This window comes from Sporosarcina sp. P13 (assembly GCF_002743055.1).
GTDB lineage: Bacteria > Bacillota > Bacilli > Bacillales_A > Planococcaceae > Sporosarcina.
In genome coordinates, this window is the sequence record NZ_PDYM01000008.1 from 83,914 (window position 1) to 99,506 (window position 15,593).

Genomic DNA, 15,593 nt, shown 5'->3' on the forward strand with positions numbered 1-15,593 from the left:
GATTTTCAGAAAGGATAGCAATGTACAATTAGAATCGACCAGTTTGCAAAAAGCTTGCAGTTAATTCAGCCACTTCCTGTTTGTGATGAATTTCTGTATGTCCATAATTCAAAGTAATAAAATCAGAAAGTCCTGGATAATGGACAGAATCTAATTCTACAAGTCCGTCGTTCTCACCTTTCAATAGTTTTCCAAGCCATAAATGATTACGTGTTCCGGCAATCCCACCGATAGGGAAAGGTGTAAAGTCAGGCAAATTCAGTTTTTCTATATAGGTGCTATGTAAAGATTTTAATGTCCTAAAATACTGTGTATACCCCATTACTTTACTTGCTATATGCGCGAGCTGACTCCCACGGTTAGGTGTAGCAATCTGAACGCAACGGCCAATCGATGAAATAACTTCCGTTTCTTTTAACACGTTGCGAAGTAGCAAACCGCCTGTACTATGGCCAACTAAATGAATTTTCGTATCTTGTTTTGATGCCATATCGTATAAAGTATTTTCCACAAGTGCAGTTGATAAATCAAACTCATGTCTAGTTAGTGGTAGGTTAATAGATTGACACTTATATCCACGTTTCTCCAAATTATCAGCTAACGTAAACATATCACGTGCGGTCTTATTAAAGCCGTGAAGCAAAAGTACCTGTTCTTTCATTTACATATTTCCCCTTAGTATTCGCTAGCTTTCATAGTCTCTAGCAATTTTTTTGTTTGTCGATTGAGTTCATCTACATCTATTGTATCATGTTGTATATCGTCCAGTTCATAAGTCTTTTTTAACTTCAAGATTCGCTCGACACTTTGATTTATACGTTCTTCCGTCAATTTTCCTAAAGTGATTGCATTTTTCAATGCGGTTAGCACTTGTTCGACAGGTTCATATCCATGCCCTACAAGTAAAATATCACCACCTGCCTGAATCGTTCGAACGGCTGTCACACCTATCGGGTAATTTTTCTGTACTGCCCCCATGATTAAATCGTCTGTCATGACTACTCCATCAAACTGTAACTCGTTACGCAACAATCCTTGGATAATCGGTTTAGACATAGAAGCAGGTGTCGTTAAATCATACGCTTGTACAATTAAATGGCCGACCATTACCGTATCAATTCCACTTTCAATCGCTCTCTTAAATGGAAGTAGTTCTACTTCATCCAATCGTTTCTTATCGTGTGTAATTACCGGCAAATCAATATGCGAATCTACACTTGTGTCACCATGACCCGGAAAATGCTTTACCACCGGGATGACGTGTTGCGACTTCATTCCTAATGCTTGACTAATTCCGGCTTCACTGACGATTTGCGGATTGGCACCATACGAGCGGTCGCCTATCACAGGATTATTCGGATTGCTGTCAATATCCAACACAGGTGCGAAGTCCAAATTGAGTCCGAATGCTTGTAACTTCTTTCCAAGAATTTCACCAATATCAAATGCAAACTTTCCACCTTCAACATTTCCAATATAGCGATTTGTCGGAGTCTTAATTAATTCCTGCGGCAAACGCGTGACGCGACCTCCCTCTTCATCGACACCAATTAGTAAAGGTGTTCTTCCTTGTGCATTCGCTTGTTTCAGTTCATTGATCAATCGTAGCGATTGCGTGACATTGTCAAAGTTTCGTTTGAATAAAATAATACCACCTATATATTGCTCCGCTATGAAGGTTTTCGCTTTAGCATCTAGATGCGTTCCTTCGATTCCCATTAAAATGAGTTGTCCTAGTTTTTCATCCAATGACATTTCGTGGATTATGTTTTGAATTTCTTCATTTTGCTTATCAATTTGGGAAATAGGTTCGATTGTTGTGGCTTCTTGTCGCTGCTCATCTAGTTGTTGTGGCTGTTCCTCACGTTTATTAAAACATCCCGTCAACACTGAAAGTAAAGTACATACGATAACTACGATCATAAATTTAACTATGTTCCGCATACGCCCATCTCCTTCGCAAGATATAATACCACTTTTTTGTTAATCTCAAAATAACATGCGCATAGAATGAATTACCCTAAACCGTCCATACTATCCTTTAGGAGGTGTTCGACATGGGTAACAAAAACAATAATAAGACGATGAACGAACGTACGCATAATCCACTGGGGACGTATCAAAACAAAAGTAAAGATGCTAGCAATAGTAATAACAACAATCCTAATGATAATAGGCACGTGGAATTGTCTGCTGAATTTGATTCAAAAGCTAAGAACAAGAACAAAAAAAATAAAAGAAAATAATCAAATTGCCGCTTCTCTGTCATACAGAAGGCGGCAGTTTGTTTTTTCATTACCCTAAGCGTTCTTGATACACCCTATATCGTTCGGCCACCTTGCTATAGACAGAAGCTAATACTTGTTGAAACAACATACCGAAAACGACTGGCACGACAACTTTAGGAGGAAAAAATGTAGTCGCAACTACGACACCTGTCGCAATATTTCGCATCCCCGCCACATACATAAACGTTGTCGCTATGTCAGGATCTTTCCATAATAAATGCCCAATTACTAAAGCAGCGGCATATCCAGTAATAGCGATAAACAGTACAAGCGCAATCACACCGAACAACTCCCACGAAATCGTTTTGACATAAGGTGCTGCAGCACTAGCATTTATACCGACGATTGCAAATAAACTCAGCTTGGAAAATGGAGCTAGTTTAGGAACTAGCGTCTTTTGAACTCTTCCTTTAGTTAGTTCATTTAATGCAATACCAAGCAACGTTGGTAATACAATCATCCATAATAAATTCAAGATTAGTGATGTAGTATCTACCGCAATACGTTCTCCTGCCACAACATGAATTATTGCCGGTATAATGAGAGGCGCTAACAACGTATCGATCAAAATGATAGATAGACAAAGTGGTAAATTCCCTCTTGTAATTGACACCCAAATAATACTTGTTACACCAGTAGGTATGGCAACGGCCAATACAAATCCAACCGTCAGTAAGTGATCATCAAAGAATAAAGTAGAGAGAAAATAAGCCCAAACCGGCATGAGTATATGCAAAAAAGCTATACTTGCGAGAACGAAACTTGGGTATTTTACGACCATTTTCGTTTCCTTTGCATTCATGCCTAAACTACCTACGAACGTCATAAAAGCAAACAACCAGGAGACGACGAATAGTAACTGCTCTCCTACTTGGTGGAATAACACACCTAGCACTAAACTAATCGGTGTTAAAATCGCTATCCTTCGTTGTAACCACGTATTTACCATTGCTAACATAAAAAAGCCCCTTCTTTATTAAAGTGATTCCAATAGAAATTGTAAAATTTAGTTATATCATTCTATATGCAAAAGATTGATATAGAGATATTCTAGCACATGAAATCAATCGTTCATTCCATTCCAACTAGTTTTCTTACGAAGTACATAGAAAAACCCGCAGCTACGAAAGCTACGGGTTATGTATTAAACGAACAATATTCTAGTAGTTATACTTCCTCAACTTGTACCCCATTTAACATAAGTGAGAAGTGAACATCCGCTTTTAATGAAGCAGAGACAGCGCAATATTTATCCTTACCCAACCTAATGGCACGCCAAACCTTTTTAGGAGTAATCTCTCCTTCAATCGTAAAAACAATCTCAATTGCTGTAAATGCAGTAGGTAGCTCTTCTCGTCTAGTACCTTTTACTTCTATATCAATGCTTTTAATTTGATCAAGGTGGGGATTCAAAATCATCGTGATATCTATCCCTATACACCCAGCTAAAGCACCTAGCAACATCTCTGTCGGTGTATTTCCATTTCCTTCTCCTCCATAGGCTGCTGTTGCATCCATTGACATATCAAATCCAGAAGGACCAACTGCCGTAAAAGCTCTACCACCTAACCATTTCGCTTGAACATTCATCAGTAACCCTACCTTTCTCCTAGTATTCAATTACTTTTTCTAAGAACTTTTTTGCACGTTTGGTTCGCGGATTTTCAAAGAACTGTTCAGATGTGGCATCCTCAACAATTTCTCCATCTGCCATAAAAAGAATTCGATCCGCCACATCGCGTGCGAATCTCATTTCATGTGTGACGATGATCATTGACATTCCTTCCTCCGCTAATTCCCTAATGACGGTTAACACTTCCCCCACTAGTTCAGGATCCAATGCCGAAGTCGGTTCATCAAATAACATAATAGCCGGTTCCATTGCCAATGCACGTGCAATCGCCACACGTTGTTGTTGTCCGCCTGATAGCTTTGACGGATAGGAGTCCTTTTTATCTATTAATCCAACGCGTTGAAGAAGTTTCTCACCAATTGAAACCGCATCACTTTTTTTCATAACTTTCACAATAAGTAATGCTTCAATCACATTCTCTAAAGCCGTTTTATGTGGGTATAGGTTAAATTGTTGAAATACCATTCCAGTTTGTTGCCGAATGGAACGAACACTTTTTTGTCTGATTTTCTTAGCATCGAAGGCATCTACGATCAAACCGTTTACATCAACAATCCCGCCTGATATTTCCTCTAAACCGTTTAGGCATCGTAGAAACGTACTTTTTCCTGATCCACTAGGTCCAATAACCGCCACTACCTGTTGATCTGGTATGTCCACACTAATATTTTTCAATACTTCATTATCTACGAATTTCTTGGATAAGTTCTTCGTCTGAATCAAACCAGATCCTCCTTTTAATACACGGATAGCCGTTTTTCTACTTTATTTAAAATGAATGTAAAACCAGTGCTCATAATCCAATACATCACGCCTATGGACAAGTAAATTGGCATGTAGACATAATACTGTGCAACTAACAATTGGGCTGACCGCAATAATTCAGTTACAGCAATAACAGATACCAACGACGTTTCTTTTAACATCCCGACAAACGTATTTCCCAATGGCGGGATTGCAACTCTAATGGCTTGCGGTAAAATAATTCGTCGTACTGCTTGTTGCTCAGACATACCTGTAGCTAATGCTGCCTCAGTTTGACCAGACGGTATGGCTTGAATGGCCCCTCGAAAAGTTTCTGAAACGTACGCACCTATATTTATACTTAATGCAATACAAGCTGCTGTTAGTGGACCTAACGTAATACCGTAATCTACTAATCCATAGTATACGATTACAATTTGAACGAGTGGCGGAGTTCCCCTAATAATCGAAACATATACTCGAGAGATTCCTTGAAGAAGACGATTGCCCTTTAAACGGGCAATCGCAGTTAGCACACCTATGATCAAACCAAAGAACATGGATATTATTGTAATTAATAATGTGTAGTAAGCACCTTTAAATAAGAAAGGTAAATTTTCAATAACTATATTCATCCAGATTCCATCCCGCTTTCATCATTCTGCTGGAGGTTCTTCACCAAACCATTTCTTGAAGATTTCTTTATACGTTCCATCTTCTTTTATTTGTGTTAACGCCTCATTTAACGCAGTAATTAATTCATCATTCCCTTTTTTGGCAGCTACACCGGCTGGATCAGCTTTCACGGGTTTACCTACAGCTTTAATTTTAAATCCATTTTCAGCAATGATTGGTTTTAATGCATATAGATTATTAATCGTTGCATCAATACGTCCAGCATCCAAATCTTTTAATGATGTAATGACATCATCATACGTTTTGATTGTAAAATCACCAATTTCAGGCATTAATACTGTTCGCAAATACGTCTCGTCATTTGTTCCAAGACCTACGCCGATATTCTTTCCAACAAAATCTTCTTTTTCTTTAATATCATTATTGTTCTCTACCACAATTACCTTAACTTCGTTTGTTATATATGGCTGCGTAAAATCCATTTGTTCTTTTCGATCATCTGTTATCGTCATTTGACTCACTACGATATCAAATTTACCTGCTTGAAGACTTGGAATCATTCCCGAAAACTCTTGCGCAATAAATTCAGGCTCTACACCAAGATGCTTTGCCAATTCCTTTGAAATATCCGCATCGAATCCGTCCATTTCCTTTTTTTCATTTAGGAAATTATAAGGTGCATACGTCCCCATCATGCCTATCTTAATAACACCACGTTCGTTAATTTCTTCTAGAAGATTACTCGCTTTCCCATTATCCGATGTGCCTTCCTTTGCTTTGTTTTCATCTTTACCACATGCTGCAAGTAGTAGGGATAACATCAATACCATTGCCAGCATCACTTTTGTTGTATGTTTCATTTTTCTCTTCCCTTCTTTTTAGATACCCATTAAACCATAGAACTCAAATGTTACCATTTCCTCGGCTAACTCTTCCGGTGTCATTCCTTCAAAAGGTGATTTGCCCTTTTCCTTATCGATTAACCAACGTGTAATGACACCCTCCACTAAAGATAATAAAAATGCTGCTTGTCGTTCTGGATAAGTTGTTTCAGGCAATATCTGTAATTCTCGCGCTCTTTTAATGTTTTTTGTGAATGCATGTTGAATATCACACCGAATAGCATCTAACTCTCGTTGAATCGCTGGTTGAAAATGCATACCTTTTAATAGAATTTCCATAAAGTATCGGTTTTTTTCAGCAAAATTAAATAGCTGTACAAATAAATTACGGGAGGCATCAACCGATTCTTGAACCATTCCACCAGTTGTACGGTACCCTTGACCAACAACTTGCAGTAACTCGTTACCACTTAGTAGAATTATTTCAATTACTATACTTTCTTTACTTTTGAAATACCAATAGAATGTCCCCTGTGACACATCGGCAGCTGCTACGATATCCGAGATCTTCGTACCCTCAAAACCATTCGTAGCAAATAGCTCTAAAGCAATATCAATCAACTGACTTTTTCTGTCCAACTTTTTATGATTTGTTTTACTTGAAAGGATTCTCTTCACCTCTTTCATAACTGACTGACTGATCAATTAAATTAATCCTATCTGAAAACAAAGGATTGGTCAATATTATTGTTGAATAAGAAAAACCCGCAGCTATATTAGCTACGGGTTAGATGATAGTAGATTACTTTGTGTAAGAAAGAACTGCGTATTTGCTGAATTTTTTCATCGCGTTTGTCGCTTCTGCTTTCTCGGCATATTCAAAGATTCGTACGTTTGCTTGATCAAATAAAGTGATTACCCACATGTTTTCCAGTCTCCTTTGAGTTTGTATTGGTATTCCGTTATAAACAGCCGTAACTTAGTTTGTGTAAGATAGAACTGCATATTTGCTGAAGTTTTTCATTGCGTTTGTTGCTTCTGCCTTCTCCGCATATTCAAAGATCCGTACGTTTGATTGTTCGAACAAAGTGATTACCCACATGTTGTTCAGTCTCCTTTTTAATTGATTATATATTTCCCTGAATGGAATCTGCTAACCAATTTCTTTTGTTACTCTTATCATACGCTGTTCTACAACAAAAGAAAGTGTCTTGTGAAGGTTTTCACAATTCATTCAAAGTCATAACGCTTACATAAGGCAAAATTGTGTCTGCAAACGTTTTCTTGTTATTGGAAGAGATGTTATGCATGACTTTCCCAAATAACATAATTTAAATACAAACAAAATAATGTATAATTCGACGATCTTTTTTGTCCAGCGTCTAGCATAATTAATCTCAATTTTTCATTTCCACATAAAAAAACTCACAGCAGGAACGGCTGTGAGACAGTTGTTACACTATTATTTTGTATAAGATAGAACAGCATATTTACTGAATTTCTTCATTGCGTTTGTTGCTTCAACTTTCTCAGCATATTCAAAGATTCGTACGTTCTCTTGATCAAATAATGTAATTACCCACATGTTGTTCAGTCTCCTTTTTAATTGGTTATAAATTTCCCCGAATGGAATCTACCAACCAATTTCTTTTGTTATTCTTATCATACGCTGTTCTACAACAAAAGGAAGTATCTTGTGAAGGTTTTCACAATTCATTCAAAGTCATAACGCTTACATATGTCAAGTTTGTGAATTTAAAGCATAGTACGTTTAGTCAAATTGTTATATTGGCATACTCACTTCATTTCCGGCACATCAATAGATCTACATCATATACTAGATGGAAAAGCGCTATGAAAGGAATGAGTCTAATCTTCAACCATCCATGTTTTATGAACAACGGCTATTATGTTCCCTTCTATATCATACCTTGTCCTAGTTATCCTTTACAGCCTGCTTACACGCCTACGAATGAAGTTGTTTCCCATCGAGACGACAGCTTTACTGATTACGGCACAGCACCACTTGTTATCAATATAGAGGAAGCTACAAAGCAAAATAACACATTCCGTACGGCTCTCTGGACAGGTAAACATTTACAACTAACATTAATGAGTATCAATCCAGGTGAAGAAATAGGACTAGAAATGCATCCTGACGTTGACCAATTTATACGTTTAGAAGACGGGCGAGGGCTGGTTCAAATGGGCGATACGAAAGAGCGATTGGACTTCGTACGTAACGTTCAAGATGACGATATCTTTATCATACCAGCTGGCAAATGGCATAATCTCAAGAATACCGGCAGTCAACCAATCAAATTATATTCAATCTATGCGCCGCCAGAGCATCCATTTGGTACCGTACATGAAACAAAAGCAATTGCAGACGCTACTGAACAGCAATACGAATAAAAGAAGACAAAGTACTCTTTTTAAGAGTACTTTGTCTTTTTTGAAAAACTTATGATTAACACGTAATATCAACATACGTATACTAGTTACTTAGAGTATTTATACCTTAATTACAGAAAAGTACTTTTCTACATCCTCAGTAGTCACTTGTTGCAGTGATGGGGGATTCCACTTGGGAGAGTGATCCTTATCTACTAACACCGCACGAATACCTTCATAAAAGTCTGCTGACTCCATAAAATGAAGTGCCATGTTTTTCTCCATCTCCAAACATTCATTAAGTGATTGTTTTTCTCCATTTAGAAGTTGTTGTAATGCTACTTTTAGCGATGTAGGGGGTTTCGACAGAATAATATTAACCGTTTGTTCTGCCCATGTATTACCTGAAATAACTTCACTTTGTAAAGAACCTACGATTTCTTCTACTGTTTCATATTGAAAATGACGATCTATTTTTTCCTGTTCCAGTAATACTGGTGAAACGCTTAAAGTTTTATAACAATGCGATTGAACAAAGTCATCTAAATCTGAACTAATTGAATCTGCTATCCATTGCTTTTGACGCATCTCATTTTCAATAGTTTCCCAATCACTACTTTCCATATAGTAATCAGCAGCACCTAAATAAATCGTATCACTAGCTTGAATTACTTTTGAAGTAAGAGCTAAATATCGTCCTACATATCCAGGCATTTTATTGAGGAAATAGCTTGCTCCGACATCAGGGAAAAAACCTATATTCATTTCTGGCATCGCCCATTTGGTCTTTTCTGTAACGATACGGTGTGTGGCTCCTATCGAAAGACCCACACCACCACCCATTACTATACCATTCATATATGCCACTATTGGCTTCGTATATTGATGGATCATAGCATCTAGACGATACTCAGTTGAAAAGAATTCTTCTGCATATGAAACAACATCATCATCTTTCATATCGTAGAATTTACGCATATCGCCTCCCGCACAAAAACCTTTCTCACCTGCTCCAGATAAACAAATAAAGAGCACTGCATCATCGTTTTTCCATCTTTCAAGAGCCAGTGTTAGTTGTTCAACTACTTCTAGGTTGATGGAGTTTAACACTTGCGGACGATTGATTTTTATCCAACCAATTCCATTATCTACTTCTGTTATAACGACCACATGCTTCACCGCCTACAATATTTTAAAATAAATATAGAATTCACATCAAAAGGTCTAAATTAACCCTTTTGATGTGAAATTTTATAATTTCAATATCTAGCCGTTAACATTTTTCTTCTTGTGTAAAAGTTAACTCCATCCTTACCATTAGCATGGAGATCCCCGTAAAATGAATCCTTATGGCCAGAGAACGGGAAGAATGCCATTGGAGCTGGAACCCCTAGATTTACACCTAACATTCCCGCATCCATTTCTTCTCTAAATTGTCTAACGGCTTTCGCACTGTCGGTATATAGACATGCTCCATTTGCAAAATCGGATTCATTCGAAAGTGCAATCGCTTCATCTAGGCTGTTTACTCGAACAATTGATAGTACCGGTGCAAAAATCTCTTCTTTCCAGATTTTCATTTCCGAATGTACGTGATCGAAAATTGTTGGTCCCACATAGTACCCAGATTCCTCCACTTGATCATTACGACCATCACGGAGTAGTGTGGCACCTTCTTTTTCACCGATCTCGATGAAACTTTCTGTCCGTTCCTTATGGGAGTCACGAATGACCGGTCCTAGGAATACACCTTCGTTCAAGCCATTTCCAATGATGATTTCATCCGATGCTTTTACAAGTCTATCGACTAATTCATCCGCAACATCTCCAACTGCTACAACAACGGAACATGCCATGCATCGTTCACCCGCCGAACCAAATGCAGCACCAATAATATTTGTTACCGCATTATCCAAGTCTGCATCCGGCATAACGATTGAATGATTCTTTGCCCCAGCTAATGCTTGAACGCGCTTTTTATTTGCTGCAGCCGTTTTATAAACATATTCTGCAACTGGTTGCGAACCAACAAATGAGATGGCTTTCACTTCTTTATTTTCCATTAAACCATTGACCACGTCATGTGCACCATGCACAATATTCAACACTCCATCTGGAAGGCCCGCCTCTTTAAATAGTTCTGCTAAACGATTAGCAAGGAGTGGTGTGCGTTCTGATGGTTTTAGGACAAATGTATTTCCTACAGCAATTGCTAGCGGAAACATCCAGCACGGAACCATCATAGGGAAGTTAAATGGTGAAATTCCTCCCACAACCCCTAGTGGATAACGGTACATTCCAGACTCCACGCCTGTTGCAATGTCTGGTAATTGTTCACCCATCATTAGAGAAGGAGCGCCTGCTGCAAATTCTACACATTCGATGCCGCGTTGGACTTCTCCGTATGCTTCTGTATAGCTCTTACCATTTTCAATCGTAATAATCTTCGCTAGTTCTACCCAATTTTCAACTAATAGTTGCTGATAACGAAACAGAATACGAGCGCGTCGAGGTACAGCTACTTTACTCCACACTTTGAAGGCTTCTTTCGCAACCGTTACTGCTTGCTCTACATCTTTTTTAGATGAGATTGGTACAGTAGCAATTATTTCACCTGTCGCTGGATTAGGAACATCTTCAAATTGACCCGTTTCTGCAGCCACCCATTTCCCACCAATAAAGTTCTTAACTTCTTCTACATTTATTTTAACAACCATTAAAAATCCCTCCTCATTTTGTATGTTAGACTAATTGCATTTTCTGACTAAAATCATAATCATAGCACGTTTGGTATAATTCCTTTATCTCTTCCAAAGTAGGAATTTTAGGTGTGTTAGCAGGACTGCCACTTGCAATAGCATCGGCCCCCATTTTTGCTAAAGAGTTCATAAATAATTCTTCATCTATTCCATATGCTCTCATATTAGTAATATGAAGATCAGAACATAGTTGTTTCAATTCATTTACTACTCCTATCGCTAACTCTCTGTCTGAATAACCATCCGTATCCTTGCTAATTCGTCTACCTATTTCTGCAAGTCTATCAGTACACTCTTCCAGAGTAAACTCTAAAACAGCTGGTAGGAGCATGGCATTAGAAATACCATGTGGTGTATGGAATAACGCACCAATTGGTCTTGACATGCCATGAACTAGTGTCACGGAAGCATTAGAGAACGCGGCACCCGCGAGCATAGATCCTAGTGCCATGTTTGACCTAGCATCCAAATTTGTTCCATCTTCATAGGCTGTTCGAATACTTCCTATAATGTGATCAATTGCTGTAAGCGCTAACACGTCAGTCATCGGATGTGCTTTTCTGGATATATACGCTTCAATTGCGTGGCAAAGTGCATCTACCCCAGTTGCAGCTGTAACACCTTTCGGACAAGACACAGTCAGGTTCGCATCGATAATGGAAACTGCCGGCAATAAACTCTTATCTGCCAACATCATTTTAACATCCGTTGAACTATCGGTAATTACTGTAACCTTTGTTACTTCAGATCCAGTACCCGCAGTTGTCGGCACCGCAATAACTGGTAACGGATCATTAGTAAGTTGTTTTCCTGTACCGAAGTAGTCTGCCATCATACCGCCGTTCGTCATCAAGACAGAAACAGCTTTAGCTGTATCAATACAACTACCTCCACCGATTGCAACAATATGATCGCATTTTTCTAGCTGACAAATATCCATAGCCTCTTTAACATGAAGATCTGTCGGTTCTGAATCTACATTTAAATACGCTGCGTAAGCTAGTCCACTCTCCTTGAGTAGATTCTTGCACTCCTGAACATATCCTATTTTATTCATAATGGGGTCACTGATTATTAAGGTTTTTCCGCCTAATTCCGCTGCTTTTTCTCCAACTTTTTGAAAAGAGCCAATCCCATATAGAACTACACTTGGCATTAATAACTCATGAATACTATTCATTAATTCCCCCCCTAACTTTCATCTGTTACATCAAGTAGTAGTTATTAATTTTACTCACCCTTTGAACACCGGCTTACGTTTTTCAATAAATGCGTTAACGCCCTCTACCATATCTTCAGTAACGAATAAATTAGCCCACTGCTCTGCTTCAATCTTCAATCCCTCATCAAGCGTCGTTTTCGTCCCCTCATTAACTGCCGTTATTGCCGCCTGAATCGATTGTGTACTTTTATTCAAAACAATTGATTCAGCAAGTTTCTTTGCTTCATCTAGTAACTCTTCAAGTGGAACTGACTTATTGACCAATCCAATTTTCTCAGCTTCAACCCCACTTATAAATTGACCAGTCAGTATTAACTCAAGCGCTTTTGCCTTATTCGTTAGTCGTGGCAGTCGTTGTGTACCACCAAAACCAGGGATCAGTCCTAAATTTAATTCCGGTTGGCCCAGTTTCGCTTCATTTGCAGCAATTCGAAGGTGGCAACTCATCGCGAGTTCTAATCCTCCACCTAAACACGCACCATTAATTGCTGCAATGACAGGTTTTGTTAAATTCTCAATTTTATTTAATACTGTTTGCGCATCTACAGATAGCTTCTTACCTTTTTCTTCATCATGAAAAGCATCTGTGAATTCTTTAATATCGGCACCCGCAAGAAACATCTTACCTTCACCTGTTATCACGACTGCTTTAATGCTCTGATCGTCTTCGATAAAATCTACACATGCCGACAAACCTTTAATGGTTGTTGTACTTAATGTATTTGCTGGAGGACAATTAATTGAGATATAACCTACTCCATTTTCCACTTTCAACTCAACATTAGTAAAATCTTGTGTTTTTACATTCATCATTTATTCTCCACTCCATTTCGGTATAGTATATTCCTTCATGATTTTTATATTAGATGTTATTTAGAATTCATTGCCTCCCCTTTGTATAATCCATACCCCTTAATCTCTTTTCTTAATTATTCAAATTAACAAAATACTTTACATTCTTAGTCTAATACGTCCGTTAAATATAGTCAACGAAAATCTGACCGGACAGAATGTTTTTTTCTTTTTACACTTGCTTATTGTAGTTACGAAGTAATATTCATTTACATAACCTTGTTCTCATCGATATTTTAATGATATAATTTTACTAATAGATTTAACTTAAGGAGATGAAGCAATGTCTACAAAGGCGGAAGAAAGAAGAAAGCAAGTATTACGTGCGACACTTAATGCAATTTGCGACAAGGGTTTTACTACGGTTACTTTACAAGATATCGCAGACTATGCTGATGTTAGTAAAGGAGTTATTAGTTATTACTTTAAAAACAAAGAAGATGTTTTTTATCACTTACTAGCGGCAATGACAGATCGAATTTTTCAAAATGAATATGCCGCTATCCAAAAAGAGGAATATGCCGTTGATAAATTAAGAGCCTATGTAAATGCAGCTTTTAAAAGCCCCGATGATAACCGAGTGTTCTACAGAGTCTACTTAGAATTTCTTGCTCAGGTAAATCAAAATGAACGCTTTCGTGAGGTGAATAATACTTTCTATAAAAATTGTTGGTTTATTGGAAGTGAAATTATTCAAAAAGGTCAATCGGAGGGAATTTTTGAAAATGTCGAAATTGAAAGCGGAAGTCATATGATTCGTGCGTTAATTGATGGATGTCTTTTACAATGGTTGATGAGAGATAATAAATCACTACATACTTATTATCGTGATAATTGTTATGAAACCATCCTTACCTACTTAAATTATAAGCAAGCATAATTATGCTTACTTACCAAAAAAGATTGACCGGTCACATATTTATTGTATAATGGATATCATGTAGCTTTTATTGAGAAGCCAACTAATACCTCATTAATTTTCTTGAGGTATACCAAGAAAAAGATTGACTGGTCAGTATCTACCGGAATAACATACACAATTGGAGGAGTTTAATTATGAATAACACACAATTTAAAGCTTTAATGGTTAATCAGGATGTAAATGAATTCACAACAACTATTAGTAACTTTAAAGTAAGTGATTTACCAAAAGGTGATATTCTTATAAAAGTTGCATACTCCAGTGTCAATTATAAAGATGGACTTGCAGCAACTCCTAATGGTAAAATCGTTACTTCCTATCCACATATTCCAGGCATTGATATGGCGGGTACAGTCATTTCTTCTACTGATCCTCGTTATAAAGAAGGTGATGAAGTAATTGCGACAAGCTATGAAATTGGCGTTTCACGTTTTGGTGGATTTAGTGAATTTGCGCGGATCCCTGCTGAGTGGATTGTTCCATTGCCAGACGGTTTGTCCATGAAAGAAGCGATGTCTTTCGGAACAGCTGGCTTTACCGCGGCACTTTCAATACTACGATTGGAAGAGAATGGTCTTTCACCGGATAAGGGATCTGTTCTTGTAACCGGTGCAACGGGTGGTGTTGGTAGTTTTGCAGTATCCATACTCTCTAAGTTAGGATATCATGTAGTGGCTAGCACTGGTAAAGAAGATGAGCATGACTACTTAGTTGAAATTGGAGCAAATGAAATTATTTCACGCCAAGATCTACAACCAGAAAAATTAAGAGCTTTAGATAAGCAATTATGGGCTGGAGCGATTGATCCCGTTGGAGGCAATACTCTTGCCTATATAGTCAGCACGATGAAATATGGTGGTTCCGTAGCCGTAAGTGGATTAACAGGCGGAATTAATGTCCCAACCACTGTTTTCCCATTTATATTAAGGGCTGTGAATATACTTGGGATTGACTCTGTTTATTGTCCTATGTCTACTCGTAGTGCCTTATGGAACAGAATGGCCACTGATATGAAACCTACGAACTTGGATACAATTACAACCGAAGTAATGTTAGAAGAGTTACCTTCAACATTGTCTTTAATTTTGGAAGGTAAAACTAAAGGAAGAATGGTTCTAAAATTATAACAAGTAAAGCGACGCTAACTTTCAATTCCACTTATCAGTTTGGAGCTAGTATAGATGTATGGACACAAGTTAGTTAAGTCTCTATCCTATAAATAGAGAGGTTGTGTCCGGAATGAAACAAAAACGTTATAACCAGGAATTTAAACAAACAATTGTCGAACTTTACAGATCTGG

The 15,593-nt window shown here is 37.8% G+C and carries 19 protein-coding genes; 4 read left to right on the forward strand and 15 right to left on the reverse strand.

The window, feature by feature from the left end:
* Positions 1-28 precede the first annotated feature (28 nt).
* The gene (locus CSV79_RS06335) at positions 29-661 is read right to left on the reverse strand and encodes a PGAP1-like alpha/beta domain-containing protein (RefSeq protein ID WP_099688198.1); all 633 of its coding nucleotides are present in this window, start codon (positions 659-661) and stop codon (positions 29-31) included.
* Between the two features lie 14 nt (positions 662-675).
* A complete protein-coding gene (gene nagZ / locus CSV79_RS06340) occupies positions 676-1,944 on the reverse strand; it encodes a beta-N-acetylhexosaminidase (RefSeq protein WP_099688199.1) in 1,269 nt (422 codons plus the stop codon).
* A gap of 113 nt (positions 1,945-2,057) precedes the next feature.
* On the opposite strand from nagZ, the gene CSV79_RS06345 reads away from it, so the two are divergent.
* Complete coding sequence (locus CSV79_RS06345; RefSeq protein ID WP_099688200.1) at positions 2,058-2,246, forward strand: hypothetical protein; 189 nt, start codon at positions 2,058-2,060, stop codon at positions 2,244-2,246.
* Positions 2,247-2,295: 49 nt separating this feature from the next.
* Here the strand turns inward: CSV79_RS06345 and CSV79_RS06350 are convergent, their stop codons facing one another.
* The 9 genes from CSV79_RS06350 to CSV79_RS17280 all read right to left on the reverse strand — a co-directional run bounded on the left by CSV79_RS06350 (position 2,296) and on the right by CSV79_RS17280 (position 7,728).
* A complete protein-coding gene (locus tag CSV79_RS06350) occupies positions 2,296-3,246 on the reverse strand; it encodes a bile acid:sodium symporter family protein (protein ID WP_099688201.1) in 951 nt (316 codons plus the stop codon).
* A 209-nt stretch (positions 3,247-3,455) separates the two neighbouring features.
* The gene (locus CSV79_RS06355) at positions 3,456-3,878 is read right to left on the reverse strand and encodes an OsmC family protein (protein ID WP_099688202.1); all 423 of its coding nucleotides are present in this window, start codon (positions 3,876-3,878) and stop codon (positions 3,456-3,458) included.
* A gap of 19 nt (positions 3,879-3,897) precedes the next feature.
* A complete protein-coding gene (locus CSV79_RS06360; RefSeq protein WP_099688203.1) occupies positions 3,898-4,644 on the reverse strand; it encodes an amino acid ABC transporter ATP-binding protein in 747 nt (248 codons plus the stop codon).
* 14 nt (positions 4,645-4,658) lie between these two features.
* A complete protein-coding gene (locus CSV79_RS06365; protein ID WP_099688204.1) occupies positions 4,659-5,300 on the reverse strand; it encodes an amino acid ABC transporter permease in 642 nt (213 codons plus the stop codon).
* 21 nt (positions 5,301-5,321) lie between these two features.
* Positions 5,322-6,161, reverse strand: a complete 840-nt coding sequence (locus CSV79_RS06370; RefSeq protein WP_099688205.1) for a substrate-binding periplasmic protein — start codon at positions 6,159-6,161, stop codon at positions 5,322-5,324.
* An 18-nt stretch (positions 6,162-6,179) separates the two neighbouring features.
* A complete protein-coding gene (locus CSV79_RS06375; protein WP_233201382.1) occupies positions 6,180-6,848 on the reverse strand; it encodes a TetR/AcrR family transcriptional regulator in 669 nt (222 codons plus the stop codon).
* Positions 6,849-6,945: 97 nt separating this feature from the next.
* Entirely contained in the window at positions 6,946-7,068 is a 123-nt protein-coding gene (locus tag CSV79_RS17270; RefSeq protein WP_255407421.1) for a hypothetical protein, read from the reverse strand.
* Between the two features lie 54 nt (positions 7,069-7,122).
* Positions 7,123-7,245, reverse strand: a complete 123-nt coding sequence (locus CSV79_RS17275; RefSeq protein WP_255407422.1) for a hypothetical protein — start codon at positions 7,243-7,245, stop codon at positions 7,123-7,125.
* Positions 7,246-7,605: 360 nt separating this feature from the next.
* Positions 7,606-7,728: a hypothetical protein gene (locus CSV79_RS17280; protein ID WP_255407423.1), complete on the reverse strand. Its 123-nt coding sequence runs from the start codon at positions 7,726-7,728 to the stop codon at positions 7,606-7,608.
* A gap of 269 nt (positions 7,729-7,997) precedes the next feature.
* On the opposite strand from CSV79_RS17280, the gene CSV79_RS06380 reads away from it, so the two are divergent.
* Positions 7,998-8,558, forward strand: a complete 561-nt coding sequence (locus CSV79_RS06380) for a cupin domain-containing protein (protein ID WP_099688206.1) — start codon at positions 7,998-8,000, stop codon at positions 8,556-8,558.
* 99 nt (positions 8,559-8,657) lie between these two features.
* Here the strand turns inward: CSV79_RS06380 and CSV79_RS06385 are convergent, their stop codons facing one another.
* The 4 genes from CSV79_RS06385 to CSV79_RS06400 form a co-directional block, all read right to left on the reverse strand.
* A complete protein-coding gene (locus tag CSV79_RS06385) occupies positions 8,658-9,707 on the reverse strand; it encodes an enoyl-CoA hydratase/isomerase family protein (protein ID WP_158232482.1) in 1,050 nt (349 codons plus the stop codon).
* Between the two features lie 89 nt (positions 9,708-9,796).
* Positions 9,797-11,254, reverse strand: a complete 1,458-nt coding sequence (locus CSV79_RS06390; protein ID WP_099688208.1) for a CoA-acylating methylmalonate-semialdehyde dehydrogenase — start codon at positions 11,252-11,254, stop codon at positions 9,797-9,799.
* A gap of 25 nt (positions 11,255-11,279) precedes the next feature.
* Positions 11,280-12,476 (reverse strand): iron-containing alcohol dehydrogenase, encoded by a 1,197-nt coding sequence (locus tag CSV79_RS06395; RefSeq protein WP_099688209.1) that lies wholly within the window; start codon positions 12,474-12,476, stop codon positions 11,280-11,282.
* 54 nt (positions 12,477-12,530) lie between these two features.
* Positions 12,531-13,331, reverse strand: a complete 801-nt coding sequence (locus CSV79_RS06400) for an enoyl-CoA hydratase (protein ID WP_233201383.1) — start codon at positions 13,329-13,331, stop codon at positions 12,531-12,533.
* A gap of 322 nt (positions 13,332-13,653) precedes the next feature.
* Here CSV79_RS06400 and CSV79_RS06405 point away from each other — a divergent pair, with 322 nt between their 5' ends.
* Complete coding sequence (locus CSV79_RS06405) at positions 13,654-14,250, forward strand: TetR/AcrR family transcriptional regulator (protein WP_099688211.1); 597 nt, start codon at positions 13,654-13,656, stop codon at positions 14,248-14,250.
* A gap of 176 nt (positions 14,251-14,426) precedes the next feature.
* Positions 14,427-15,419, forward strand: coding sequence for an NADPH:quinone oxidoreductase family protein (locus CSV79_RS06410; RefSeq protein WP_099688212.1), 993 nt, complete (start codon positions 14,427-14,429; stop codon positions 15,417-15,419).
* The last annotated feature ends 174 nt before the right edge of the window (positions 15,420-15,593 follow it).

What these genes read in the sequence shown, in the direction of transcription:
- CSV79_RS06335 (WP_099688198.1), bottom strand. Translation starts at nt 661, where the DNA reads ATGAAAGAACAGGTACTTTTGCTTCACGGCTTTAATAAGACCGCACGT.
- nagZ (WP_099688199.1), bottom strand. Translation starts at nt 1,944, where the DNA reads ATGCGGAACATAGTTAAATTTATGATCGTAGTTATCGTATGTACTTTA.
- CSV79_RS06345 (WP_099688200.1), top strand. Translation starts at nt 2,058, where the DNA reads ATGGGTAACAAAAACAATAATAAGACGATGAACGAACGTACGCATAAT.
- CSV79_RS06350 (WP_099688201.1), bottom strand. Translation starts at nt 3,246, where the DNA reads ATGTTAGCAATGGTAAATACGTGGTTACAACGAAGGATAGCGATTTTA.
- CSV79_RS06355 (WP_099688202.1), bottom strand. Translation starts at nt 3,878, where the DNA reads ATGAATGTTCAAGCGAAATGGTTAGGTGGTAGAGCTTTTACGGCAGTT.
- CSV79_RS06365 (WP_099688204.1), bottom strand. Translation starts at nt 5,300, where the DNA reads ATGAATATAGTTATTGAAAATTTACCTTTCTTATTTAAAGGTGCTTAC.
- CSV79_RS06370 (WP_099688205.1), bottom strand. Translation starts at nt 6,161, where the DNA reads ATGAAACATACAACAAAAGTGATGCTGGCAATGGTATTGATGTTATCC.
- CSV79_RS17270 (WP_255407421.1), bottom strand. Translation starts at nt 7,068, where the DNA reads ATGTGGGTAATCACTTTATTTGATCAAGCAAACGTACGAATCTTTGAA.
- CSV79_RS17275 (WP_255407422.1), bottom strand. Translation starts at nt 7,245, where the DNA reads ATGTGGGTAATCACTTTGTTCGAACAATCAAACGTACGGATCTTTGAA.
- CSV79_RS17280 (WP_255407423.1), bottom strand. Translation starts at nt 7,728, where the DNA reads ATGTGGGTAATTACATTATTTGATCAAGAGAACGTACGAATCTTTGAA.
- CSV79_RS06380 (WP_099688206.1), top strand. Translation starts at nt 7,998, where the DNA reads ATGAAAGGAATGAGTCTAATCTTCAACCATCCATGTTTTATGAACAAC.
- CSV79_RS06390 (WP_099688208.1), bottom strand. Translation starts at nt 11,254, where the DNA reads ATGGTTGTTAAAATAAATGTAGAAGAAGTTAAGAACTTTATTGGTGGG.
- CSV79_RS06395 (WP_099688209.1), bottom strand. Translation starts at nt 12,476, where the DNA reads ATGAATAGTATTCATGAGTTATTAATGCCAAGTGTAGTTCTATATGGG.
- CSV79_RS06400 (WP_233201383.1), bottom strand. Translation starts at nt 13,331, where the DNA reads ATGATGAATGTAAAAACACAAGATTTTACTAATGTTGAGTTGAAAGTG.
- CSV79_RS06405 (WP_099688211.1), top strand. Translation starts at nt 13,654, where the DNA reads ATGTCTACAAAGGCGGAAGAAAGAAGAAAGCAAGTATTACGTGCGACA.
- CSV79_RS06410 (WP_099688212.1), top strand. Translation starts at nt 14,427, where the DNA reads ATGAATAACACACAATTTAAAGCTTTAATGGTTAATCAGGATGTAAAT.